Source organism: Bradyrhizobium ingae, assembly GCF_055791185.1.
Genome location: NZ_JBVUBB010000028.1, coordinates 57,121 through 82,189, shown reverse-complemented (window position 1 = coordinate 82,189; position 25,069 = coordinate 57,121). Strand labels below are relative to the sequence as shown.

Genomic DNA, 25,069 nt, shown 5'->3' with positions numbered 1-25,069 from the left:
AACAGCCGCTTACCGCGGCCGTGTTTGGACCATCACCACGGCAAAATCGCGGCCTAAACGGTGCGTCACCTCTGACCGGGCCTTTTACCAGCCCGTTAGACCCGATATGAAAGAGGCCTCTTTTCAGGCCTGCACGCGTACGGAGGAAGCCCATGGCAGCCAAGACGAAGTTCCGGGGGTCATTTACCGCCTTGGTCACGCCGTTCAAAAACGGCTCGCTGGACGAGGCCGCGTTCCGCTCGCTGGTCAACTGGCAGATCGCCGAGGGCACCCACGGCCTGGTCCCGGTCGGCACCACCGGCGAGAGCCCGACGCTCAGCCATGACGAGCACAAGAAGGTCGTCGAATGGTGCATCGAGGAGGCCAAGGGGCGCGTGCCCGTGATCGCTGGCGCCGGCTCCAACTCCACCAAGGAAGCCGTCGAACTCGCCCAGCACGCGGAGAAGGCGGGCGCCAATGCCGTGCTGGTGGTGACGCCCTACTACAACAAGCCGACCCAGGAAGGGCTCTACCAGCACTTCAAGGCGATCAACGATGCGATTGGAATCCCGATCATTATCTACAACATCCCGCCGCGCTCGGTGATCGACATGTCGGTCGATACCATGAAGCGCCTGTGGGACCTGAAGAACATCGCCGGCGTCAAGGATGCGACCGCCAGCATGGTGCGAGTGTCGCAGCAGCGCGCCGCGATGGGCGAGGAGTTCAACCAGCTCTCGGGCGAGGACGCGACCGTGCTCGGCTACATGGCCCATGGCGGCCATGGCTGCATCTCGGTGACCTCCAACGTTGCGCCGCGCCTATGCTCGGAATTCCACACCGCCTGGCAGAAGGGTGACCACGCTGCCGCCTTAAAGTTGCATGACAAGTTGATGCCGCTGCACAACAACCTCTTCATCGAGAGCAATCCAGCGCCGATCAAATATGCGCTCTCGCTGCTCGGGAAGATGGACGAGACGCTGCGGCTGCCGATGGTGCCGGTGTCCGAGCCGACCCGCGTCGCGGTACGGAGCGCCATGGTCCATGCAGGCTTGATCAACTGACGCCTTAGCCAATCGGGGGCCTTTCATGAGCGTCGAGGAAAAGGGCATGCAGATGCTCAAGGAGTTCCGTGAGTTTGCGATGAAGGGCAACGTCGTCGACCTCGCGGTCGGCGTCATCATCGGCGCAGCGTTCGGCGCCATCGTGAATTCGCTGGTTGGCGACGTGATCATGCCGATCATCGGCGCCGCCACCGGCGGGCTCGATTTCTCGAACTACTTTACGCCGCTGTCGAGCAAGGTCACCGCCAGCGTTCTTGCGGATGCGAAAAAGCAGGGCGCCGTCTTGGCTTGGGGTAGCTTTCTCACGCTGACGATCAACTTCATCATCATTGCCTTCGTGCTGTTCCTGGTGATCCGTGCCATGAACAAATTGAAGCGCAAGGAGGAAGCCGCGCCTGCCGCTCCGCCGAAGCCTACAGCCGAGGTCGAGTTGCTGACCGAGATCCGCGATCTGCTCAAGAAGTCTTGACGCGCGCACTTCATCCAAACTGTTAGCGTCTGTGCGCATCTCGATCAGGTTTACTCGCCATGGCCGATAAGAACGAACGCCCGATCAAGGTCATGGCGGAAAATCGCAAGGCCCGTTTCAACTACGCCATCGAAGACACTGTCGAGGCGGGCATTGCGCTGACCGGGACCGAGGTCAAATCGATCCGCAACGGAAAGAGTACGATCGCGGAATCCTACGCCGATTCGAAGAACGGCGAGATCTGGCTGATCAACGCCACCATTCCCGAATATCTCCAGGGCAACCGCTTCAACCACGAGCCCAAGCGGCCGCGAAAACTGCTGCTCCATCGCCGGCAGATCAACAAGCTGATCGGCGCGGTCGACCGCGAAGGCATGACGCTGATCCCGCTCAAGCTTTACTTCAACGAGCGCGGGCGGGCGAAGCTTCAGCTGGCAGTCGCAAAGGGCAAGAAGCTGCACGACAAGCGCGAGAGTGAGAAGAAGCGCGACTGGGGCCGGGAAAAGGGCCGGCTGATGCGGGCGAGGGGATGAGGCGATGAACCAGAGAAACCTGCTCGAGGTTGACTGGAGCAAGATCCCGGCGCCGACAGACGATGGCGGCGCAGCGCATTTGAAGGGCATGCCGATCCCCCGGGTCAGCCTGCGCGCGACCGACGATACGTCAGTGACGTTGTCGGCGCTCCGCGGCCGCACCGTCGTGTTCGGCTATCCGCGCACGGGCGAGCCCGGCAAGATCGCGCTGGTCGACGACTGGGATATGATCCCCGGCGCGCGCGGCTGCACACCGCAGACCTGCGCGTTCCGCGATCTCTTTGCCGAACTGAAGGCGGCCGGCGCGTCTTATGTCTTCGGGCTCTCGACCCAGAGCAATGACTACCAGACCGAGATGGCCTCGCGTCTGCACCTGCCGTTCCCGGTGCTGTCAGACGAAAAGCTCGAACTGACCCGTGCGCTCAAGCTGCCGACGATGGAGGTTGCCGGGTTGACGCTGATCAAGCGCCTTGCGCTGATCATCGACGACGCGAAGATCACGCACGTGTTCTATCCGGTGTTCCCGCCCGACCGGAATGCCGGCGACGTGCTGGACTGGCTGAAGGCCAATCCGGTGAAGGCCTAGTCGAGATCAGCCTTCACCTTCGAAAACACCTTGCGGAACATCTCCGGCGTCAGCACGCCGGTGTTCGTGTTGTAGCGAGAGCAGTGATAGCTGTCGTACAGCCGGAGCGGGCCGGCCTGGTGCACGGCGCCGTGACCGAACGGCGCCTGCGCGCCCTTCAGGCCCAGCGGCTTGAGCACGGTATCGTGCGCAATCCGTCCCAGCGCGACGATGGCACGCAGGTTCGGCATGGTCTCGAGGTTCGCGGCGAGGAAGCGGCGGCAGGTGTTGATCTCTGCCGGCAGCGGCTTGTTCTGCGGCGGCACGCAATGCACCGCATTGGCGATCCGGCAGTCGATCAGCTTGAGGCCGTCGTCGGGCCGTGCCCGATAGGTCCCCTTGGCAAATCCGTACTCGATCAGCGTCGCGTAGAGCAGATCACCGGCATAGTCCCCGGTGAACGGGCGTCCCGTGCGATTGGCGCCCTGCATCCCCGGCGCGAGACCGACGATCAGGAGGCGCGCCTTGATATCGCCAAAGGGAGCAACCGGCGCGTTGTGCCAGGACGGTTCGCGCGTCCGGTTCGCCTCGCGAAAGGCGACCAGACGCGGACAGAGCGGGCAGTCACGGTCGGGTACGACGGTGGGAGCCTGGCGGCTTAACCGGGGTGCTTCACTCGTCGAAGTCGTCATCGCCCCTCGGCGCCATCGTCGTCGCGCGCTGGAGGAATTGCGGGGCGTGATGACGTGCTTCGCGGTCGCCGCGCTCGCGTGGAGCCGGGCGCTCGGAAGGGTCGCGACCAAGCTTGGACTGAAGCTCGACGAGGTCGGTGAAGACGTCGGCCTGGCGGCGCAGCTCGTCGGCGATCATCGGCGGCTGGCTGGCAATGGTCGAGATGACGGTGACGCGCACGCCGCGGCGTTGCACGGCCTCGACAAGCGAGCGGAAGTCGCCGTCACCGGAGAACAGCACCATCTGGTCGATGTGCTCGGCGAGCTCCATGGCGTCCACCGCGAGCTCGATATCCATGTTGCCCTTGACCTTGCGGCGGCCGCTGGCGTCGATGAATTCCTTGGTGGCCTTTGTGACAACGGTGTAGCCGTTGTAGTCGAGCCAGTCGATCAGGGGGCGTATCGAAGAGTATTCCTGATCCTCGATGATGGCGGTGTAGTAGAACGCGCGCAGAAGCGTCCCTCGGCTCTGGAATTCCTTCAGCAGACGCTTGTAATCGATGTCGAAGCCCAGAGTTTTTGCCGTCGCGTAAAGATTGGCCCCATCGATGAAGAGCGCGATCTTGTTGGTTGGAGAAGGTGACATTCAGTTGCTCGCGTAGTGTTCGTGTTCAATCGTTTATTGTTGGCGCGACGGCAGCAATCCGCGCAGATCAAGAGGCTGCCAAAACCCGTCGAAACCGTAAATCCGGAGAAGTCGGGGCAAACCAAGGTATAGTTAGGGCGGTCGGCCCGTCCGATGCCGCCCTCCTTGGCGACCCGGGAAATGCCGATTCTAGCCCTAATGTGGGGTTATCAAAGGCGTTTGGCGAGGCCAAATCACAAAATGATCTTGCGAAATCGCCCCGGCCTCTATAACTAGCCCGCATCATCCACATGTTTTGACCCACCCAAGAGCGGAGCGACAGTCTAATGGCTCGCGTCACCGTAGAAGATTGTATCGACAAGGTCGACAACCGGTTTGACCTCGTCTTGCTGGCCGCCCACCGCGCCCGCATGATTTCGTCCGGTTCACAACTAACGGTTGACCGGGATAACGACAAGAACCCAGTTGTCTCCTTGCGCGAAATTGCCGACCAGACCATTTCGCCGGAGGACCTGCGCGAGGAGTTGGTCCACTCCCTCCAGAAATTCGTCGAGGTGGACGAGCCTGAGCCCGATACCGTGCCTTTGATCGGTTCCGCTGGCGCCAGCGTCGATGCCGACGATACCGAGGTCGCTGTCGAGCGCATGACGGAAGAGGAGCTCCTGAAGGGTCTCGAGGGTCTCGCGCCGCCCGAAGAGCAGCCCGAGGAGGACGAGTAATCGTCCTCGCGACGCGCCGACGAAATTTTGATTTCATCAAAGGCCCGAACCCGCGTTCGGGCCTTTGCTTTTGTTGACCTTTTCGTGGTTACCATAGCGCTGGCACAGCGCGCTTGCGAGCGCCGTTTCCGATTGTGTCGGACACGCGCGCGATTGGCGTTAGGATGTATACAACGGACCATTTCCTGGTTTGTTTGAAGGCAGGAAGACGCGGGCAGAGATGGTGTATCGGCGTCGCAAATTTACGCAGATGGAAGCTGCGACCGAATCGGTCGCCGTGGCCCCGACTGCGCCGACCGCACGGCCCTCGAAGCCGCGGGCCCGCATGATGCGGCAATACGACCTCGTCGAGCGCGTCAGGTCCTATAACCCCCACACCAACGAAGATCTGCTGAACCGCGCCTATGTCTACGCCATGAAGGCGCATGGTTCGCAGACCCGCGCCTCGGGCGATCCATACTTCTCCCACCCGCTCGAAGTGGCGGCGATCCTCACCGACCTGAAGCTCGACGATGCCACCATCGTCGCGGCGCTCTTGCACGACACGATCGAGGATACCGAGGCGACCCGTGCCGAGATCGACCAGATCTTCGGCCCCGAGATCGGCGCGCTGGTCGAGGGCCTGACCAAGCTGAAGCGGCTGGAGCTGGTATCACGCGAGGCCAAGCAGGCAGAGAACCTGCGCAAGCTGCTGCTGGCGATCGCCGACGACGTTCGCGTCCTTCTGGTCAAGCTCGCCGACCGCCTCCACAACATGCGCACGCTGGAGTTCGTGCGGCCGGAATCGCGCCGGCGGATCGCCGAGGAGACGCTCGACATCTACGCGCCGCTTGCGGGCCGCATGGGCATGCAGGAGATGCGCGAGGAGCTGGAGGACCTGTCCTTCCGCACCCTCGATCCCGAAGCCTACAACGTGGTGATGCAGCGGCTCGATGCGCTGGCCGAGCGCAACCGCAATCTGGTCGGCGAGATCGAGGCTCAGCTCTCCAACAATCTGCGTCACAGGGGCCTTGGTGCGCGCGTCTACGGTCGTCGCAAGAAGCCGTTCTCGATCTGGACCAAGATGGAGCGCAAGTCGGTCGGTTTCGAGCAATTGTCCGACATCTTCGGCTTCCGTGTCGTGGTCAACGACGTCGAGGCCTGCTACCGCGCGCTCGGCATCGTCCACACCACCTGGCCGGTCGTACCCGGTCGCTTCAAGGACTACATCTCGACGCCCAAGCAGAACGATTATCGCTCGATCCACACCACGGTGATCGGCCCAGGCAACCAGCGCGTCGAGCTCCAGATCCGCACCGAGGAGATGGACCAGATTGCCGAGCGCGGCATCGCTGCGCACGTCTTCTACAAGGAGGGCGCCGGATCGCCGACGGAGTTCCTCAAGCGCGAGTCCAATGCATTTGCCTGGCTGCGCCACACCGTCGGAATTCTTTCCGAGAGCACCAATCCCGAGGAGTTTCTCGAGCACACCAAGCTCGAATTGTTCCACGACCAGGTGTTCTGCTTCACCCCGAAGGGAAAGCTGATCGCTCTGCCGCGCCATGCCAATGTGATCGACTTCGCCTATGCGGTGCACACCGATGTCGGCAACAGCGCGGTGGGCTGCAAGATCAACGGCAAGTTCGCGCCGTTGTCTTCCGAGCTGCAGAACGGCGACGAGGTCGAGGTTCTGACCTCGGAGGCGCAATCGGCGCCGCCATCGGCCTGGGAATCGCTTGCCGTCACCGGCAAGGCGCGCGCGGCGATCCGGCGCGCCACCCGCACCGCGGTCCGCGACCAATATGCCGGCCTTGGCCGGCGTATCGTCGAGCGCCTGTTCGAGCGTGCCAAGATCGACTACGCCGACGACAAGCTGAAGGGCGCGCTGCCGCGTCTTGCCCGCTCCTCGATCGAGGACGTGATGGCGGCGGTCGGCCGCGGCGAGATCAAGGCTTCCGACGTCGCGCGGGCCATGTATCCCGACTACAAGGAAGAGCGGGTGGGTCGCTACGCCAAGAAGGGGCTGGCCGCCAAGCTCAAGGAGACCGTGGTGCCGGGGACGCCGCGTCCCCCGGCCGCAATCCCGATCCGCGGCATCAATTCCGACCTGCCGGTGAAGTTCGCGCCGAATGGCGGCGCCGTGCCGGGCGACCGCATCGTCGGCATCGTCACCCCGGGCGAGGGCATCACCATCTATCCGATCCAGGCGCCCGCCTTGAAGGATTTCGAGGAGGAGCCGGAGCGCTGGCTCGACGTGCGCTGGGACATCGAGGATACCGCTCCGCAGCGCTTCCCGGCCCGTATCAAGGTCGAGAACGTCAATGAGCCCGGCGCACTCGCGCAGATCGCGACCGTGATCGCGGAGCACGACGGCAACATCGACAATATCAGCATGCAGCGCCGCTCGCCGGACTTCACCGAGACGACCATCGATCTCGAGGTCTATGACCTGAAGCACCTGAGCGCGATCATAGCCCAGTTGCGCGCGAAGGCGGTCGTCGCCCGCGTCGAACGTGTTAATGGATAGTGATCGTCGTTGCCGGGCTTGACCCGGCAACCCATCTTTTGAAGAGGATGGATGCGCGGGCCCTCGCCGCGCCGGAGGGGCTTAGGCCCCGCAGGCGGGTCGAGCCCGCGCATGACGAATTCAGCAATGTCGTATAAGTGAGCCTCGCCATGCCCGTTCCTCCGCTTCGCCTCGGCGTCAATGTCGACCACGTCGCGACCCTGCGTAACGCGCGGGGAGGCCGCAATCCCGATCCGGTGCGCGCTGCTTTGCTGGCGATCGAGGCCGGCGCCGACGGCGTCACCGCACATCTGCGGGAAGACCGCCGTCATATCCGCGACGAGGACATGGCGCGGCTGAAGGCGGAAATCTCCAAGCCTCTGAACTTCGAGATGGCGGCGACCGACGACATGATGCGCATCTCGCTCGCCACGAAGCCCCATGCGGTATGCCTGGTGCCGGAGCGCCGGCAGGAGGTGACGACCGAAGGCGGGCTCGATGTGGTCGGACAGCACAATGCGCTCGCGCCGTTCATCGCGCGGCTGAACGATGCCGGCATCCGCGTGTCGCTGTTCATCGCCGCCGACCCTGCGCAGATCGAGATGGCGGCGCAACTGCGCGCGCCCGTCATCGAGATTCACACCGGGGCGTGGTGCGACGCCGTCGTCGAGGGACACTCCGACAAGGCCGAAGCCGAGTGGCAGCGGATCGTGGCCGGCGCCAAGCTCGCGCGCGCCGCGGGCCTCGAGGTCCATGCCGGCCATGGGCTCGACTACGCGACGGCGGAGAAGATCGCAGGCCTCCCCGAAATCGTCGAGCTGAACATCGGTTACTACATGATCGGCGAGGCGCTGTTCGTCGGCCTTGCCGAAACCGTCCGCAGCATGCGCGCCGCGATGGACCGTGGCCGGAGCAAGGCATGATCATCGGCATCGGCTCCGACCTGGTCGACATCACCCGCGTCGCCAATGTGATCGAGCGCCATGGCGAGCGCTTCCTCGACCGCATCTTCACCGAGGCCGAGCGTGCCAAGGCTGAGCGTCGCGCCAAGAACGAGAAGATGGTGGTCGCGACCTATGCCAAACGGTTCGCCGCCAAGGAGGCCTGCTCCAAGGCGCTCGGGACCGGCATCCGGCACGGCGTCTGGTGGCGCGACATGGGGGTGGTCAACATGCCAGGGGGGCGGCCGACCATGCAGCTGACCGGCGGGGCGTTGGCCCGCCTGAAGGCGCTGACGCCGGAGGGCTTCGAGGCGCGGATCGACCTGTCGATCACCGACGACTGGCCGCTGGCCCAGGCCTTCGTCATCATTTCAGCCGTGCCGCTGGCAAAACCTTGATCCGCGAGCTTGAAAATTAAAATAATCAAATAAAATCAGTGTTTTGCATATTGTTGATGCGGCCCTTGATTGCGTGGCTGCCGACAACCGTCTAAAAGTTCGCCGGCGCAAAATGAGCCGGAGCGAATTCGGCTTTACGCCGGAATTGGTCCTCACTATCAGAATCAGGACAATCTCCTTACGCCACAAAGCGTACCGGGCTATGCGCGGGAATGGGCGTTCCGTGACCGCGGGACCAGAATTGGGAAAGCGATGAGCGTGACTTCAGGAACCAAATCTGAGAGCGGCCTCGGCGAAACCGTCCGGGTCGTCATCCACGCTCTCCTGATCGCGCTGGTGATCCGCACCTTCCTGTTCCAGCCGTTCAACATCCCCTCCGGCTCGATGAAGGCGACGCTGCTCGTCGGCGACTATCTGTTCGTGTCGAAATATTCCTACGGCTATAGCCACTATTCGATCCCGTTCTCGCCGCCACTGTTCTCGGGGCGCATCTTCGGCTCGGATCCGAACCGCGGCGACATCGTCGTGTTCCGGCTGCCGAAGGACGACACCACTGATTACATCAAGCGCGTGATCGGGCTGCCCGGCGACCACATCCAGATGAAGGAAGGGCTGCTCTACATCAACGACGTGCCGGTGCAGCGCGAGCGGCTGAGCGACTTCGTCGGTGAAGACCCCTGTGGCTCGTCGGATGCGACGGCGCGGGTCAAACGCTGGAAGGAGACGCTGCCGAACGGCGTCACCTATGAGACGCTCGACTGTGTCGACAACGGTTTCTACGACAACACCAACGTGTACACGGTGCCGCCCGGCCACTTCTTCATGATGGGCGACAACCGTGACAATTCGACCGACAGCCGCGTGCAGTCGGCAGTGGGCTACGTGCCGCAGGAGAACCTGATCGGGCGTGCCCAGATGATCTTCTTCTCCATCGCCGAAGGCGAGCACGCCTGGATGTTCTGGCGCTGGCCCTGGGCGGTGCGCTGGAACCGAATGTTCAAAATCGTCCGATGAAAGACGAAGCCAAGGACATCGCAATCCAACCGATCGAGGCCGCTGCGAGCCCTGACGCCGAAGCTGCTCCCAAAGCTCCCGCAAAGAAGAAGCGGGCGAGGAGCGGCAAGGCCAAGGGCGCGAACGCGGCGCTCGAGGCGCGCATCGGGCACGATTTCGCCGATCCCAACCTGCTGATCCAGGCGATCACGCATGTCTCCGCGCTGAAGAGTGGGCGCAAGCGCGGCGACAGCTATCAGCGGCTGGAATTCCTGGGCGACCACGTGCTCGGGCTCGTCGTGTCCGACATGCTCTATCACGCCTTTCCAAGCGCGGATGAAGGCGAGCTGTCGAAGCGGCTTGCCGAGCTCGTCCGCAAGGAGAGCTGCGCCGACGTTGCGAAGTTGCTGGGCCTCGTCGAGGACATCAAGCTGGGCAGCGTCGGCCCCGCCGCCGACGCCCGCTTGCGCAAGTCCGTGCTCGGCGACATCTGCGAAGCTGTGATCGGGGCCATCTATCTCGACGGCGGGCATGCGGCCGCGGCCGAGTTCGTCAAGCGCAACTGGACCGAGCGCATGCACAAGCCGCGGCGGCCGCTGCGCGACCCCAAGACCGTGCTCCAGGAATGGGCGCAGGGGAAGGGCTTGCCGACGCCGGTTTATCGCGAGGTGGAGCGCACGGGGCCGCATCACGATCCGCAGTTCCGCGTCGCCGTGGATCTGCCGGGGCTGGCATCGGCGGAAGGCATCGGCGGCAGCAAGCGCGCGGCGGAGAAGGTGGCGGCCTCTGTCATGATCGAACGAGAAGGCGTTGGCGGCGGCAATGATGGCTGAGGCGAGCAATGCGGCAACGCCGGCCGCTACACGCTGCGGATTCGTGGCGCTGATCGGCGCCCCCAATGTCGGCAAGTCGACCCTGGTCAATGCGCTGGTCGGCGCCAAGGTCACGATCGTCTCGCGCAAGGTGCAGACGACGCGGGCGCTGATCCGCGGCCTCGTCATCGAGGACAACGCGCAAATCATCCTGGTCGATACGCCCGGCATCTTCTCGCCGAAGCGGCGGCTCGATCGCGCCATGGTGTCGACCGCCTGGAGCGGCGCGCATGACGCCGATCTCGTCTGCGTGCTGCTCGACGCCAAGGCCGGCCTGGACGAGGAGGCGGAAGCGATCCTCGCCAAGGTCGCAAGCGTGGCTCACGAGAAGATCCTGGTGCTCAACAAGGTCGACCTGGTCCAGCGCGAGAAGCTCCTTGCGCTGGCGCAGGCCGCCAACGAGCGCATTCGCTTTGCGAAGACCTTCATGATCTCGGCGCTGTCCGGCGACGGCGTCGACGACATCCGGCACGCGCTTGCCGCGATGGTGCCGGCTGGTCCTTTCCTCTATCCCGAGGACCAGATGTCGGATGCGCCGATGCGGCAGCTTGCCGCCGAGATCACGCGGGAAAAGATCTATCAGAAGCTGCACCAGGAATTGCCCTACCAGTCCACGGTCGAAACGGACAAATGGGAAGAGCGCAAGGACAAGTCGGTGCGCATCGAGCAGACGATCTTCGTCGAGCGCGAGAGCCAGCGCAAGATCGTGCTCGGCAAGGGCGGCGCCACCATCAAGTCGATCGGCGCGGAATCGCGAAAAGAGCTCATCGACATCCTCGGCGTGCCCGTGCATCTCTTCTTGTTCGTCAAGGTGCGTGAGAACTGGGGCGACGATCCCGACCGCTATCGGGAAATGGGCCTGGAATTCCCCAAAGAATGAACAAGAAGTAGATGGGTTGGTGATGAGCGTGCCCCGCAACGTCCTGCGCTTCGAAGTGCTGCTCTACGCATCGCTGATGCTGGATGCGCTGTCGGTTGCGTTCCAGGATCGCACGCCGAACCCCGACATGACGGACCAGATGATCACGACGGCGACGCTGATCGCCGGCGGGATGATCCTTCTGCTGGTTTATTTCGTCTGGCTTGCGGCGCAAAAGCGCAAGAACTGGCCACGCTGGGTGCTGGCGGCCGCCCTCGTGCTGTCGGTGATCTCGCTTGCTCAGATCATCGGCGAGAAGGGCGTCGAGCTCGACAGCGGCATCGAGATCATATCCTGCGTGCTGACGACGATCGGCTTGTATTTCTCCTTCACCGGCGACGCGCAGGGCTGGTTCAACGCCTAGACATGCGTAGCGGTGCGGGTGGGCAAAGGCGGGCTCTTCGCGCGCCGTGCCCACCACAACTGGTCGTCTCTTCGTCGGTCAAATTGGTGAGCACGCTTCGCTTTGCCCACCCTACGCACGTGTGAATGCGCTAAACTTCATCCCATGGAATGGACCGACGACGGCATCGTGCTGGGGGTGCGGCGGCATGGCGAGACCAGCGCCATCGTCGAGCTCTTGACGCGCGCGCGGGGGCGGCATCTCGGGCTCGTCCGCGGCGGCGCCAGTTCGCGGATGCGGCCGCTGCTCCAGCCCGGCAACAGCGTGCGCGCGGTGTGGCGGGCGCGGCTGGACGAGCATCTCGGCACCTATGCGATCGAGGGCCTGCGGTTGCGAGCTGCGGGGCTGCTTGCCTCCTCGCACGGCGTCTATGGCGTCACGCATCTGGCCTCGCTCGCGCGGCTGTTGCCCGAGCGGGACCCGCATGAGGAGATCTTTGCGCAGCTCGAGCACGCGCTCGATGACTTCGACGACATCGGCGGGGCCGCCGTGCACATCATCCATTTCGAGCTCGCGATGCTTGCCGAACTCGGCTTCGGCCTCGCGCTGGAGAATTGCGCGGTGACCGGCGAGACCTCGGACCTGATCTACGTCTCGCCGAAATCCGGCGGTGCGGTATCGCGCTCCGCCGGCGAGCCGTGGCGCGACCGGCTGTTGCGCCTGCCGCCGTTCCTGCGGCAGGGCGAGGCGGCGAGCGAACTCACGGACCAGGACCTCCAGGATGGCTTTCGGCTCACCGGCCTGTTCCTGCTCCGCCACGTGCTGGAGCCGCGCGGGCAGGGCCATTCGGACGCAAGAAGCGGCTTCCTCAATGCCTTGACGCGGCAGCAGGCGAGGGCGATCGCCTCGCCATGAGGAAGGCGCGCCTCTGCCCTGCCTGATCAGGTGATGAAAGATGGAACCAAATCACGCTAACTGAGTTGGCCGGATTGGTTCCACCGGGGACGTCCAGATGATCAGAGGATTCGTGGTATCCGCCGCGCTGCTTGCGCTGGCGCCGGACGCAATGGCTGCCGAGCAGCAGCCCGGGTTGTTTCGCCGCGCCTCCTGCAGCGTCGTACGGTACTATGTTGCCAAATATTCGGCAGCCGCCGCGGAGACATGGGCGCGATCCCACGGTGCGACTGACGCGGAAATCGAGACAGCGCGCCGGTGTCTGGCCAATGCACCGACGCCCGCGCAGGCCAAGAGCCAGACCGTGACCGCAGGCTGGGCCGGGCAATAACAGGGCATCGATAATATCGGGCTTCTCGATCGGGCCGCCGGCGTGGCGGGCCGGGGACGAGCAAGGCCGACTTTGAGTCGATCGGCCGCGATTTGCGACCTGAGTGGTGGCGCGGAGCCCGATCCGAATCGGCCGGCAAATCCTTTTCCTGTGAGAAGGTTAGCCCGCCAAATCCTGCGTTTTTATTCGCGGCTTGCCCGATTCACCGTCTCGGTTTAACGCCTCCCCATGGGAAAACGACAGGTACCGCCGGAAGAGCCGGCCGAAATCCACGAGGTGCGGCTGCAGGAGGCGCTGGAAGAGCGCTATCTCGCCTATGCGCTCTCCACCATCATGCACCGCGCGCTGCCCGATGCGCGCGACGGCCTGAAGCCGGTGCACCGGCGCATCCTCTACGGCATGCGCCTGCTCCGGCTCGACCCCGGCACGGCCTTCAAGAAGTCCGCCAAGATCGTCGGCGACGTGATGGGCTCGTTCCATCCGCATGGCGACCAGGCGATCTACGACGCCATGGTGCGCCTCGCGCAGGATTTCTCCTCGCGTTATCCGCTGGTCGACGGCCAGGGCAATTTCGGCAATATCGACGGCGATAACCCCGCGGCCTACCGCTATACCGAAGCCCGCATGACTGACGTCGCGCGGCTTCTGCTCGAGGGCATCGACGAGGACGGCGTCGAATTCCGTGCCAATTACGACGGCCAGTCCAAGGAGCCGGTCGTGCTGCCCGGCGGCTTCCCGAACCTGCTCGCCAACGGTGCGCAAGGCATCGCGGTCGGCATGGCGACCTCGATCCCGCCGCACAATGCGGCCGAGCTATGCGATGCCGCTCTCCATCTGATCGAGAAGCCCGACGCCAAGTCGAAGTCGCTTCTGAAGTGGGTGAAGGGGCCTGATTTCCCGACCGGCGGCATCATCGTCGATTCCAAGCAGGCGATCGCGGAAGCCTATACCACCGGCCGAGGCTCCTTCCGAGTCCGCTCCAAATGGGAGCAGGAGGAGGGCGCCCGCGGCACCTGGGTGGTCGTGGTCACGGAGATTCCGTGGCTGGTGCAGAAGTCGCGTCTCATCGAGAAGATTTCCGAGCTCCTGGACCAGAAGAAGCTGCCGCTCGTCGGCGAAGTCCGCGACGAATCGGCCGAAGACGTTCGTCTCGTGATCGAGCCTAAGTCGAAAAACGTCGATCCCGCCTTGATGATGGAATCGCTGTTCCGGCTGACTGAGCTCGAAAGCAAGATTCCGCTGAACCTGAACGTGCTGATCAAGGGGCGCATCCCCAAGGTTGTGGGGCTCGCGGAGTGCCTGCGCGAATGGCTCGACCATCTGCGCGACGTGCTGATCCGCCGCTCCAACTTCCGCAAGAGCCAGATCGAGCACCGGCTGGAGGTCCTCGGCGGCCATTTGATCGCCTATCTGAACCTCGACAAGGTGATCAAGATCATCCGCACCGAGGACGAGCCGAAGCCGGCGCTGATCAAGGCGTTCAAGCTCACCGAGGTCCAGGCCGAGGCCATCCTCAACATGCGTCTGCGCAACTTGCGCAGGCTCGAGGAAATGGAGATCCGCAATGAAGACAGGGATCTGCGCAAGGAGTTGAAGGGGATCGAAGCGCTGCTCGCCTCCGAGGCGGAACAGTGGAAGAAGGTCGGCGAGCAGGTCGGCAAGGTCCGCGACATGTTCGGACCCAAGACGCCGCTCGGCAAGCGCCGCACCACCTTTGCCGATGCGCCCGAGCACGACCTTGCCGCGATCGAGGAAGCCTTTGTCGAGCGCGAGCCGGTCACCGTCGTCGTCTCGGACAAGGGCTGGATCCGGACCATGAAGGGCCACGTCGAGGATTTGTCGGGGCTTGCTTTCAAGCAGGACGACAAGCTCGGCTTCGCCTTCTTCGCCGAGACCACCTCGAAGCTCCTGCTGTTCGCGACCAACGGCAAGTTCTACGCGCTGGATGTTGCCAAGCTGCCGGGCGGCCGCGGTCACGGCGAGCCGATCCGCCTGTTCATCGACCTCGAGCAGGAGGCGGCGCCGGTCGCGCTGTTCGTCAACAAGGGCGGGCGCAAATTCCTGGTGGCCAGCCACGAAGGCCAGGGTTTCGTCGTCAACGAGGACGACTGCGTCGGCACCACGAAGAAGGGCAAGCAGGTCCTCAACGTCGACATGCCGAACGAGGCACGCGCGATCACCGAGGTGCTCGGCGACACGATCGCGGTCATCGGCGAGAACCGCAAGATGCTGATCTTCCCGCTCGATCAGGTGCCGGAAATGGCGCGCGGCCGCGGCGTTCGGTTGCAAAAATACAAGGACGGCGGCTTGTCCGACGTTGCCGTGTTCGACGCCAAGGCGGGTCTCACCTGGAAAGACTCCGCCGGCCGCGAGTTCAGCGCGACCATGAAGGAACTCGCCGAGTGGCAGGGTACCCGCGCTGACGCCGGCCGTTTGCCGCCGAAGGGCTTCCCGAAGTCGAACAAGTTCGGCCGCCTGATCGCGTAGGGGCACAGCAGAGCTATTGCCTCGCATACCGCTGTGATCGCCCGCGCAAGCGGGCGATCTGCCCCCGCGTGCAGTCAGGCGCTAACCTTCGACGAATGCTCGCCATTTGGCGAGTTGTGACTGTCGCAGGCTCTTGCTTTCCTCGTCGAGTTCGGTCGTGCGCCTCGCCGCATCAGCCATGGCGGTCGCTGCGCGATTGTAGCTGTCGGCCGTGGACTGAAAGGGAAAGATGAACTGTCCGTTCGCGACCTTGTAGACCCCGAACTCGCGGATCAGAAGCGCCACGCACTTGTCGAAAGCATTGTAGTAGTCCGCCTTTGAAGCGAGCGCCCTGGAGGTGAGCGCGGTCCATGCTGCGTGCTGCTCATCGATCAGCGCCATGAAACCGGAGAGCCTGTCATCGCCGGGGTTCAGTGTGCGGGCTTCGATTTCGATCCTGTCACGTGTGGCCTTGATCAGCGCGGCGTAACGGGGCGCCAGGCCTGCTGCATTGCTTTCCGCGGTCTTGAGATCGCGGCGCAGCCCGTCAAGGTCGCCGCGGCTGGATGCGCCGAGATCCCCGAGCTTCGGCAGCGGCTTCGGCTCGACCTCGCTTAACAGCTTTCGCATGGCGGCATCGATGTCCATCGCGTCGCTGTTTGCGAGCGCGAGCATCCTGAGCAACTTGTTGGATGGATGCAGCTTGACGACCTGATCGAGCTGGTCGGCATCGGTCACTTCGCGCAAGGCGGCGTGTGTCTCCTCGGCGGAAACGACGGCCTGGTACTTCGACAGGTCGCCGGCGTAGAACATGGCGACGAAGCAAGCGATCAGGAGGAGGGACAGAAGCACGAGCACGATGACCGGCCGTCGACGCGGCCTGGCCTTCTGATCCGGAAGCGATTCCACAGCGCAGATTCCCCCTCGAACGCATCTTAGCGTCTTTCACGGGTGCCGAGGAGTCCGGAGGCAACGTGAGGCTATGCGGATGCGTTGGCGGGCAGCCCGCGTTCGAGCGCGTCCTGCTCGCGAGACGACCACCAGCCAGTCACGGCCTCCGCGACCTCGTCCCACAATGACGTCGGCAGATCCGGCACGGCAATTCTGATGACATAGCGACCGTTGGTCGTGTCGTGGAACCACTCTGTCGCACCGAAATCAAAGCCAAAGCTTCCTGCGTGGCGAATCGGCAATCCGGCCCTGCCCAAATCACCCGACAGATCCACGGCGATCTGCCGGGCCTGATGCTCGTCCATCCTGCGCCTCGGTGCCAGCGTGACATAGAGCCCATGGGCAAAGTGCAGCTCGGCCGATGAGGTGGGAAGCGCCGCTGCAAAATGGCGGGCCGTGCGCCGGCTGTTGCGCAAAATGGCCGCAACGCGCCGGCCGGTCAGCGCGCGGTAGATTTCCGTTCCGACATAGGGTGGAAAATGCGCGGGCAGCGCCGCGCCGCCGAACAGCCGTACAGCATCACGCATCTCAACCTTCAGATCGGCCAGCAATCGCCGGCTGTTGGTGCTTGCGCCGTCGTCGGGCTCAACGAATGTCGCAGAGCCGAGCCGACCATATTCCAGGCCGAGGGAATCGAGCTTGGTGTGGCTGCGCACGAGGACAACGGGAATGTGCCGGCGGCGGGCCCAGCCGAGCACGCGACGGATCCGTCCTGAGCCGATCGAGAAGCAGGTCGTGTCGAAGATGATGAGATCGAGCCCGCTCGCTTCGCAGCGCAGCGTCGCCTCGAAGGCGGCGGCCGGCGTGCAGGAGTCGAAGAGAAGCATTTTCGGCCGGTCCGCGCGAAACGCGCGTTCATCGGGCGCGTGGTTCAGGGGCACGAGGCGCAGGTGTCGGGCGTGGCGTTCGACAAGCTCGATGGTCTCGCCATAGGAGCCGGGCAGCACCAGGATGTCTGCGCTCGGGATCACGCGAGCCGAGCCCAGCAGCAGCGCTGCTATCGCTGCCATGCCCGACGACGTGTAGATGGTCTCCGACGCTGCGGTGTCCTCGACGTCGTAGAACGGCGGACCGCGGACTTCGAGATCGGCGCGTTGGTAATCGTAGCTGAACTCGAACGGGCCGGCGCGCTGCCGCCCCCAATGTGCCCAGTCGGTTTCAGTGCGCGCCCAGTCGTGCAGGGCGTGTTCGGCCTTCAGTGCCGCGGCGAGGCGGAATTTCTGTTCGATCACCTCCACGACCGCAATCGGCTTTCGCAGCGCCAACGGCTTCGCAAGGCAACCATTCAACAATGCAAGTTCCTCGTGCTTCCTGTCGAGATAGGCTGAGAGTGTTTCCATGGCGCGCCTTCGATGACCCCTAACAACGTTTCCGGTGGAGATCGGGTCCTAAAGCGCGATGAGATTAGGATGCATCGTCATCGCGCTTTGGGTTGTTGTGTGCGCATGATCTCCGCGCAAACGCGTTCCGCGTTTGTCGCGAGGGCGGATCATGCTCCAGGACGGCGGAAGCAGTGCGCGTCCAACCCCAATGGTGCCGGTGACGGGTCGAGGCCGATACTGCGCTGCGCGAAAGTGCTTGCGCGGCACGGGCAGAGGGGGATCGGATGATGCCAGACAACGTCGCCCTGTTCGCCACGATCATCCTGCTGCTTCCGATGTTTTATCTGCTGCTGGCGGCGCCGGCCTTTCTGCTGGTCAAGCTGGACGTCCGACCTGTCGCCCTGCTGTTACGCGCCATGTCCAACGGCTATTTCCTGACGCTGGCCGTTGCCGGGGCCGTGGGCACGATTGCCGTCGCCGTGGACGGCCGCCCGGTCCTGGCCCTCGGCGTCGGCTTGATCACGGCTCTCGCCGTGTCGTCGCGACGCTGGTTCTTGCGGCAGATGGACGCGCGGATCAGTGATGGAGATGCCGACGACACGGAGGCCGCGCTTCGGCTGCGCCGGCTGCATTGGGGTGGAATGCTGGCCAACGCGATCCAGCTTGCCGTCGTCGTGGCCTGCATTCCCTATATTGCCATCGCGCCGACATGACCGGGTCGGCGTGCCCGGCGCAATGTGATCGCGAAGGGGCACTGGCGAACCCTCGCTCGTGCAGCTAGAGTTGCATGGCTCGCGCTCTGGCGTACCACTACTCGTAATCCGGCATGACTGACCGTCTGACGCGTATTGCACCCGGATTGACAAAACTCTTGTCCTACAGTCTTGCCGATGACTTTCGGCACGATCTGTTGGCCGGTATCTCTGTTGCCGCAGTGGCTTTGCCGGTCGCGATCGCCTACGCGCAGCTCGCAGGCTTCGATCCGGTCGTGGGACTATATTCGAGCATTGTGCCGCTGGTCGCGTACGCCATCTTCGGCACGTCGCGGCAAATGATCGTGAATCCCGATGCGGCCGTGTGCGCCATGGTCGCGGCCGCAGTGGCGCCGCTGGCCGGCGGCAATGTCGAGCTGTACTGGTCGCTCTCGGTCGCCGTCACATTTCTGGCCGGCATGTTCTGCATTGCAGCGAGTTTCATGCGGCTCGGTGCGCTGGCGGAATTTCTCTCCAAGCCAATCCTTGTTGGACTTTTGAACGGCGTCGCAATTTCCATTTGCCTCGGGCAAATCGGCAAGCTGCTCGGCTTTTCCATCGAATCCAAAAGGATTATTCCGCAACTATTCGAAATCTTCGCCAAGCTTCCTCAGACACAGGTTCCGACGCTGATCGTCGGAGCGACAAGCCTGGCGATATTGTTTGGGCTGGCGCGCAGGGTGCCGCGACTTCCGGCTGCGCCGATCATATTGATCGCTGCCGGGACCGCGGTCGCATTGTTCGGGCTGGACCGGTATGGAGTGGCTATTCTGGGGCCGGTTCCTGCGGGCCTGCCGCCGCTGCGATTGCCCAGATTTCCGACGGACGACATACCGTCCCTGCTGGGCAGCGCGGCTGGCCTCGCTCTCGTGCTGTTTTCGAGCGGCATGTTGACTGCGCGCAGCTTTGCGTCGAAGGGCGGCTACGAGATCGACGCGGACCGTGAGCTCGCAGCATTTGGCGCAGCCAATCTCGCCTCAGCCTTGTCTCAAGGGTTCGCCGTGACCGGCGCTGACTCACGCACCGCAATGGCCGTTGCAGCCGGCGGTCGCACCCAGGTGACAGGCCTCGTCGCGGCGGCGGCGATCGCCGCTGTCTTGCTGTTTCTGACCGGTCCCTTGCGATATGTGCCGATTGCTGCGCTCGGCGCTTTGCTCGTGTTCGCTTCGATCTCGCTGTTCGACACGCGAACGCTGCGCGAAATCTGGAGCATCGATCGCGGCGAGGTCGTTCTGGCCGTAATTACTACGCTCGGAGTGGTCGCGCTGGGCGCCATCAACGGGATCCTCATCGCTGTGGGGTTGGCCCTGGTCCGTTTCGTCAAGTTGACCGCGCGGCCCAGGGACGAAATCCTGGGAACCGTCGACGGTCTTCCCGGTCTGCATTCGATCGAACGCCACCCAAACGCCAGGACGTTTCCAGGGCTCGTGCTCTATCGCTTCGATGGCCCGCTTACCTTCTTCAATTCCGATTACTTCAAGGCGAGAGCGTTGGCGGCGGCCGACGCCGAAGGCCCGGAACTTCGGTGGTTTGTGATTGATGCAATTCCAGTCAGCCAGATCGATACGACCGGACTGTATGCACTCCGCGATCTGCGGGAACGGCTCGAAGCGCGCGGAACGTCCCTGATATTAGCTGGGCGCAAGGCCGAGTTTCTGGCCTGGTTTCGGGAAGCCGGTCTCTACCGGCCCGAACATGAGGCGTGGATCCTTCCTACCCTGCGTCAGGCCCTGAAGACCTACCGGCGAGAGTCGCAACCAATCGCGCGGCTTAACCGTGACGATTTGTGAAAGTCCCCGCCCGATCGCCGCTTGGCCCCGGTCGGGCGTCGCTCATTGCCGCATCTCATTTATGAACCGTACTTCTCCATTGTCCTTTGCGCACTTTGTACCCGCGCGCTTGTACTCCTCGATCGCCTTCAGTGCCGCATTCCTCCCATGATTTCGCCCGGCATCCAGATTGCTGTGGTTCCATTTGAAGTCGATATGGTGCGGCACGTGAATCTCGACGACCGTACCGGTCCATTTCTTTTTTCCCTTGGCGGGAGGGTCATACTTGACGTGATACCTGAACAGCTTCACGTCGTCTTCGCCGACGGTCGCGGCGAATAGCTGGCAGAGATTCGCGAGGGAATCGTGAAGGTTGCCGGGCTTTTGGATTTGTTTCCTGTCGACGATCCTGCACACCCATATTTCATCCAGATCATTTGGATCATCGTGTTCTTCCAGCAGCGTCTGGAAGTTGACCGTGTCAACCAGCGCCCCTTCGCAATAAGTAACTCCGCCTATCTCCACGGTCTCCTCGATGAATGGAAGGGCTGAACACGCGCATAGAGACGATGCGCTGATGGTCCCTCTGGGACGATTGCGCTTCATGCGATTGTTGTCGAAAAACACCAGTTCGCGGCTGTGAAGGTCGAATGCGTTGTGAAAGATGAGCGGCATGTCGTGCCGCAGCAGTCTTTCGAACTTTATGCTTCTCATAAATTTGCTGTCCGGATAGTTGATCTTGGACAGACCATTGACGCCGGACAAATACATGAGCGACGTCAGATAGCGAACAAAGGGATTTGGCGCCAAGGCCTGGTTCAAAACCCAGCCGTTGATATCTCCGCGATCCCATTTCTGCCCGGGGTCGGAGAGCATCGACATGGTCTCTCCGACGGCTTTCACCATTCTGCCCGGCAACCACACCTTGTCATAATTCCGGACGTCAAACACGAAGTTCATCAAGGCTTGTGTGTTGCCGAACCAGTCCGTCCCGAAGACGGAGTTGATGGGAAAGCGTTCATAGCTTTCGTCGTCACGAAACACGTGATCCCTGAAGAATTGATATGTGAGCCGGGCTTTGTCGGATCCCTCGAACTGATTGTAGACGATGCCTACCCACGCACCGATGCAGGACAATGACCACACATCGAACTTGATGTCTGGATGGCCCTGAAGAGCTTCCAGAATGCCGATATGCAACCCGGCTGCCGGGCCGCCGCCACCAAGCGTAATCGCTCTTTTCATTGGACTCCCCCTCTCAAGCAAGGTCGCTTGAATCTGCTGCAATAAGCACTGTGTTGGGGAAAGGCACTTGCGCCTCTTCTAGAGGTTGCATAGCACGCAGCTCTGCAAACCAATGTGAAGCATTTCATAGTCGCTGGCGCTAATCTCCGTCCTCGGCGGTGAAATGGAAAACGGTAGCCGGTTGGTCCGCCGCGCTCGATCGAATCGTGCGGACCGGTCCGAGGATTTGTTGGAACGCTGTCGATGCGAGCTACCGTTGCTGGTCGAGCAAAGCCTTTGCCTCCTTCAGGTCCTGGGTACCCAAGCCCTCGGTGAACCAGGCATAGATGGGCGCCAGGAGGTCCAGCGCGTCCTCGCGCCTTCCCTGATCGTTCCACAGCGCAGCAAGATCCTTTGCAGCTCGAAGTTCGAGTGCCTTGACGTCCTGATTTCTCGCTGTGCTCAGTGCCGTTTCGAGCAGAGACTGTGCGTCCGCGCTGGCGGCAGCCGCGTCGCGGACGATCAGTATCTGCGCTTTCAGTCGATACAATTCGGCCTCGAATATTCGCTCGCGATTGCGGTTCACGGTAGCGAGCCCCAGCTCAATCAGATCCAGCGCAGCGTCGTAGCTGTGGCTGAGCAACAACGCCGGGCACAAGAGTACGTAAAGCGCAGTGATACCGAGTTGATAACCCGCTCCTCGATATTCATCGAACGCGCTCCGTACTTCCTCGATCACGCTGGGCGAAGGGGTGAGCAGGGTGACGCATATGCCCCGAATGGCGCGGGCCAAGCCGCGCCACTGCCGGAATCCGTGTTCTTCCGACAGGGTGAGACAGCGCTCGGCAAACCAATGCGCGTTCGAGAACTCGCCGCGGAGAGCGTGAAGAACGGACGCATAATAGTAGGCGTAAGCCTGGGAATGCGGATGATCGATGGCGTTGGCCCGCTGAACGGCGGCATTTATTCGCGTGATAGCCGTATCAGCGTGACCGAGTAGCCAGAGAGACCACGACATCAAGGCGAGGTCAGCCACTCCAGCGTCCTGGCCAGCGGCGCGCGCTGCCCATTGTTGTTCTTCGCTGCTTGCGTTGAATGCCTCGAAAGCGCGTTGCAGCAATTCTCGGGCAGCGCTGGCATGGCCCATGAAGAGACGGATCATGGCTTGTCCGCGCATCGCATTGAGCAATGCCGGTCGCTCACCGCGCGCTTCAATGAGCTGAAGCAAAGCCGCGATCATTTCCTGGGCCAGCGGCAGCTCGCCACGAATGACCGTCGCGGTGGTCAACCAGAACAAGACCTGGAGGTGCTCAGGGGGGTCTCCGAGGCGTTCGCACAGTTCGCGAGCGCGAGCGAAGGTCGCCATCGATTTGTTCGACGCTGGCCCTTGGGTAGCGATCAGGCATGGCCCCAACACGAGGTGAAAATCAAGCTCCAGCGCGTCCCTCGCTGCGCCTTCGGGCAAATGACGCAGGGCTTCGAGGCCTCGCTGCGCGTGTGCGATGGCTTCGAGATTGGCGGAGCGCATGGCAGCCTTCTTACCGGCTTGTAGCCAATAGCCTGTGGCTTTTTCGATCAGTCCGGCTTCGGTGAGATGATGTGCGAGAGTTTCGGGTTGCGCCTCTACGATCTCCGGGAAGTGTTGCTCGAATGTGTCCGCGATCGTGGCATGCAGTCCGGTGCGTCGGCTCTTTAGAAGTCCGGAGTAGGCGGCATCTCGCACGAGGGCGTGCTTGAAAGTATAGACCGCTTGGGGCACTTCGCCCCGGCAAAATATCAGTTCCGACCGAACCAGCTGGGCAAGCGCCTCTTCAAGTCTCTCCCTTGGCAGCCCGACGACTGTGCTCAGCAGTTCGAAAGAGAACTCGCGACCCACGACCGCGCCGATCTGAGCGACTTCCCTGACCGGTGCCAATCGGTCGAGCCTCGCCATCAGCGATGCGTGCAATGTCGTCGGAATCGCCATCGCGGGTAACGGGCGATTGAGGACGTAGTGATCGTCGCCTTCCTGCAAAAGCCCGGTTTCGAGGACCGTCTTGGTCAACTCCTCGACGAATAGTGGCACGCCGTCGGTGCGAGCGAGGATTTGGTCCAGTACTTCCTCCGGTAGCGTCTTGCCGGCCGTGATCCGCTCGACCAACGCCGCCCCGTCGCGCCTGCTCAGTCGCGTGAGCGAGATCGTCGTAACATGCGCATGACCGGGCCACGGCGGCTTGAACTCTCGCCTTGCGGTTATGAGCAGTAGCACTCGAAGCTGCGGCAGCCGTTCCAGCGTGATCGTGAGCAGTTCCAGCGAGGTCGGGTCCGCCCAATGAACATCCTCAAAGATGACGAATACGGGCTGCCGCGCCGCCAAGCCCTCGAGCTGAGCCAGGAACGCCGCCAGTATCATTTCCTTGCGCTTCTGGGGGCTGAGCTCTGGTACGTAATACCGGTCGTTGAGCGGCAGCGACAGAAGATTGGCCAAAGGTGGCACCACGCGGCCGGCGTCAGCGCCGGACCGCAGGAGCAGGGCCTCGAGCTTGGCGAACTTCTCCGCCGGGGAGTCGCTTCGCTCGAACCGAGCCGCCCGTTCGAGTTGGGCGATCAATGGATAGAGTGCACTATTGGTGTGGTGCGCCGAGCAGAACTGCCGCACCGTAATGTGGGGTTGGGCCTCAAGCTGCTGTTGGAGCGCCAGGGCAATGTGCGACTTGCCGATGCCTGGCTCTCCGGTCAGAACCACCGCGCAGCCTTCGCCCCGCGCGGCTTGCTGCCAGCGGCGCAACAGCAGCTCCATCTCCTCGTCCCGGCCGATGAGTGGGGTCAACCGGGCCTTGTGCTGGGCCTCAAAGCGGCTTTCAACTCCGGTTGCCGCCAGTACCCGCCAGGCTGGTACGGGGTCTGTCCATCCTTTGAGCGCCACGGGACCGAGATTGCGGAATTCGAAATGCCCGTCGCAGAGCTGGTGAGTGCTCTCGGAAACCAGCACTGCACCGGGCTCGGCCAATGCCTGCAGGCGAGCCGCCAGGTTCGGTGTCTCGCCGATGACCGCCTGCTCCTTGGCAGCGCCTTCGCCGATCAAATCGCCCACGACCACCATGCCGGTAGCGATGCCAACGCGAACCTGGAGGCCAATTCCGGCATCGGTTTGAAGGTTGGCCACGGCATCGACTAGCGCCAAACCCGCGCGTATCGCCTGCTCGGCATCGTCCTCGTGTGCCTGGGGGTAGCCAAAATATGCGAGCACGCCATCCCCCATATACCGCGCGATGATGCCCTCCTTCTGGGCGATAACCGCTGCGATGCAGGTGTGATAGGCGCGGATTACCGCCCGCAAGTCCTCCGGATCCAGGCGGGCCGAAAGTGCCGACGAGCCCACCAGATCGCAAAACATGATCGTAAGTTGACGCCGCTCGGCGCCGTCGCGCGATGCCGGTCGAAGGCCGGTTGGGAGGGTTCGAGGGTCGTCCGCAGTAAGTTCTGCGATCGCGCGCAGCATCTTGCGGCGATGTCCAAGCAAGACGCCGAGATCCTTGAGATCCTGCTCCGTGAGATCGCGCAGGACCGAGACGTCAACGGCATTCTCGCTGAAGCGCGGAGCGTATTCTTCCAAGCCGATCGATGCTAGCCACTCTGCGATACCAGTCATGGCAAACCCAGTCATGGCTAATCCATGGCTCACGCAGGAATTGTAGCACGTTAGAAACGCATGCGAAGCAGG

Annotated in this window: 23 protein-coding genes; 17 read left to right on the top strand and 6 right to left on the bottom strand. The window is 62.9% G+C overall.

Going from position 1 to position 25,069, the window contains the following annotated elements:
* The first annotated feature begins 152 nt into the window (after nt 1-152).
* From dapA to ACV1FX_RS30365, 4 genes are read left to right on the top strand one after another with little or no spacing between them, the layout of a single operon-like run.
* A complete protein-coding gene (dapA, locus tag ACV1FX_RS30380) occupies nt 153-1,043 on the top strand; it encodes a 4-hydroxy-tetrahydrodipicolinate synthase (protein WP_473121231.1) in 891 nt (296 codons plus the stop codon).
* 52 nt (nt 1,044-1,095) lie between these two features.
* A complete protein-coding gene (gene mscL / locus ACV1FX_RS30375; RefSeq protein ID WP_473121256.1) occupies nt 1,096-1,512 on the top strand; it encodes a large conductance mechanosensitive channel protein MscL in 417 nt (138 codons plus the stop codon).
* 59 nt (nt 1,513-1,571) lie between these two features.
* Nucleotides 1,572-2,045: an SsrA-binding protein SmpB gene (gene smpB / locus ACV1FX_RS30370; RefSeq protein ID WP_449380856.1), complete on the top strand. Its 474-nt coding sequence runs from the start codon at nt 1,572-1,574 to the stop codon at nt 2,043-2,045.
* Nucleotides 2,046-2,049: 4 nt separating this feature from the next.
* Nucleotides 2,050-2,631 (top strand): peroxiredoxin, encoded by a 582-nt coding sequence (locus ACV1FX_RS30365; protein WP_473121230.1) that lies wholly within the window; start codon nt 2,050-2,052, stop codon nt 2,629-2,631.
* On the opposite strand, the gene ACV1FX_RS30360 is transcribed toward ACV1FX_RS30365, so the two are convergent.
* On the bottom strand, nt 2,628-3,302 hold the full coding sequence (locus ACV1FX_RS30360) for a uracil-DNA glycosylase (protein ID WP_473121229.1): 675 nt from the start codon (nt 3,300-3,302) through the stop codon (nt 2,628-2,630). The two genes, ACV1FX_RS30365 and ACV1FX_RS30360, sit on opposite strands and share 4 nt — an antisense overlap.
* Nucleotides 3,283-3,927 (bottom strand): LabA-like NYN domain-containing protein, encoded by a 645-nt coding sequence (locus ACV1FX_RS30355; RefSeq protein ID WP_254095709.1) that lies wholly within the window; start codon nt 3,925-3,927, stop codon nt 3,283-3,285. Before ACV1FX_RS30355 ends, ACV1FX_RS30360 begins: the two co-directional genes overlap by 20 nt.
* A gap of 326 nt (nt 3,928-4,253) precedes the next feature.
* Here ACV1FX_RS30355 and rpoZ point away from each other — a divergent pair, with 326 nt between their 5' ends.
* The 11 genes from rpoZ to parC all read left to right on the top strand — a co-directional run bounded on the left by rpoZ (nt 4,254) and on the right by parC (nt 15,369).
* Nucleotides 4,254-4,646 carry a DNA-directed RNA polymerase subunit omega gene (rpoZ, locus tag ACV1FX_RS30350; RefSeq protein WP_027522935.1) on the top strand — a complete coding sequence of 131 codons (393 nt, stop codon included), beginning with the start codon at nt 4,254-4,256 and terminating at the stop codon, nt 4,644-4,646.
* 220 nt (nt 4,647-4,866) lie between these two features.
* Nucleotides 4,867-7,152, top strand: a complete 2,286-nt coding sequence (locus ACV1FX_RS30345; protein ID WP_473121228.1) for a RelA/SpoT family protein — start codon at nt 4,867-4,869, stop codon at nt 7,150-7,152.
* 149 nt (nt 7,153-7,301) lie between these two features.
* Entirely contained in the window at nt 7,302-8,054 is a 753-nt protein-coding gene (locus tag ACV1FX_RS30340) for a pyridoxine 5'-phosphate synthase (protein WP_473121227.1), read from the top strand.
* Nucleotides 8,051-8,470, top strand: a complete 420-nt coding sequence (acpS, locus tag ACV1FX_RS30335; protein WP_473121226.1) for a holo-ACP synthase — start codon at nt 8,051-8,053, stop codon at nt 8,468-8,470. Before ACV1FX_RS30340 ends, acpS begins: the two co-directional genes overlap by 4 nt.
* A gap of 252 nt (nt 8,471-8,722) precedes the next feature.
* Nucleotides 8,723-9,484, top strand: coding sequence for a signal peptidase I (gene lepB, locus ACV1FX_RS30330; protein ID WP_473121225.1), 762 nt, complete (start codon nt 8,723-8,725; stop codon nt 9,482-9,484).
* Nucleotides 9,481-10,296 carry a ribonuclease III gene (gene rnc, locus ACV1FX_RS30325; RefSeq protein ID WP_473121224.1) on the top strand — a complete coding sequence of 272 codons (816 nt, stop codon included), beginning with the start codon at nt 9,481-9,483 and terminating at the stop codon, nt 10,294-10,296. Before lepB ends, rnc begins: the two co-directional genes overlap by 4 nt.
* Nucleotides 10,286-11,215, top strand: coding sequence for a GTPase Era (gene era, locus ACV1FX_RS30320; protein ID WP_473121223.1), 930 nt, complete (start codon nt 10,286-10,288; stop codon nt 11,213-11,215). The genes rnc and era overlap by 11 nt, the downstream gene beginning before the upstream one ends.
* A 22-nt stretch (nt 11,216-11,237) precedes the next feature.
* Nucleotides 11,238-11,618, top strand: coding sequence for a hypothetical protein (locus tag ACV1FX_RS30315; RefSeq protein ID WP_473121222.1), 381 nt, complete (start codon nt 11,238-11,240; stop codon nt 11,616-11,618).
* Nucleotides 11,619-11,762: 144 nt separating this feature from the next.
* Nucleotides 11,763-12,512: a DNA repair protein RecO gene (gene recO, locus ACV1FX_RS30310; RefSeq protein WP_473121221.1), complete on the top strand. Its 750-nt coding sequence runs from the start codon at nt 11,763-11,765 to the stop codon at nt 12,510-12,512.
* 97 nt (nt 12,513-12,609) lie between these two features.
* On the top strand, nt 12,610-12,882 hold the full coding sequence (locus ACV1FX_RS30305) for a hypothetical protein (protein WP_473121220.1): 273 nt from the start codon (nt 12,610-12,612) through the stop codon (nt 12,880-12,882).
* Nucleotides 12,883-13,110: 228 nt separating this feature from the next.
* Nucleotides 13,111-15,369 (top strand): DNA topoisomerase IV subunit A, encoded by a 2,259-nt coding sequence (gene parC, locus ACV1FX_RS30300; protein ID WP_473121219.1) that lies wholly within the window; start codon nt 13,111-13,113, stop codon nt 15,367-15,369.
* An 81-nt stretch (nt 15,370-15,450) separates the two neighbouring features.
* On the opposite strand, the gene ACV1FX_RS30295 is transcribed toward parC, so the two are convergent.
* Together ACV1FX_RS30295 and ACV1FX_RS30290 are read right to left on the bottom strand one after the other, a co-directional pair.
* On the bottom strand, nt 15,451-16,257 hold the full coding sequence (locus tag ACV1FX_RS30295; protein WP_473121218.1) for a hypothetical protein: 807 nt from the start codon (nt 16,255-16,257) through the stop codon (nt 15,451-15,453).
* Nucleotides 16,258-16,328: 71 nt separating this feature from the next.
* Nucleotides 16,329-17,639 (bottom strand): hypothetical protein, encoded by a 1,311-nt coding sequence (locus ACV1FX_RS30290; protein ID WP_473121217.1) that lies wholly within the window; start codon nt 17,637-17,639, stop codon nt 16,329-16,331.
* Between the two features lie 269 nt (nt 17,640-17,908).
* Here ACV1FX_RS30290 and ACV1FX_RS30285 point away from each other — a divergent pair, with 269 nt between their 5' ends.
* Nucleotides 17,909-18,334, top strand: a complete 426-nt coding sequence (locus tag ACV1FX_RS30285) for a hypothetical protein (RefSeq protein WP_473121216.1) — start codon at nt 17,909-17,911, stop codon at nt 18,332-18,334.
* 113 nt (nt 18,335-18,447) lie between these two features.
* Entirely contained in the window at nt 18,448-20,163 is a 1,716-nt protein-coding gene (locus tag ACV1FX_RS30280) for a SulP family inorganic anion transporter (protein ID WP_473121215.1), read from the top strand.
* Nucleotides 20,164-20,205: 42 nt separating this feature from the next.
* Here ACV1FX_RS30280 and ACV1FX_RS30275 read toward each other — a convergent pair whose 3' ends face one another.
* Nucleotides 20,206-21,387: a patatin-like phospholipase family protein gene (locus ACV1FX_RS30275; RefSeq protein WP_473121214.1), complete on the bottom strand. Its 1,182-nt coding sequence runs from the start codon at nt 21,385-21,387 to the stop codon at nt 20,206-20,208.
* A 250-nt stretch (nt 21,388-21,637) separates the two neighbouring features.
* The gene (locus ACV1FX_RS30270; protein ID WP_473121213.1) at nt 21,638-25,012 is read right to left on the bottom strand and encodes an AAA family ATPase; all 3,375 of its coding nucleotides are present in this window, start codon (nt 25,010-25,012) and stop codon (nt 21,638-21,640) included.
* Nucleotides 25,013-25,069: the final 57 nt, after the last annotated feature.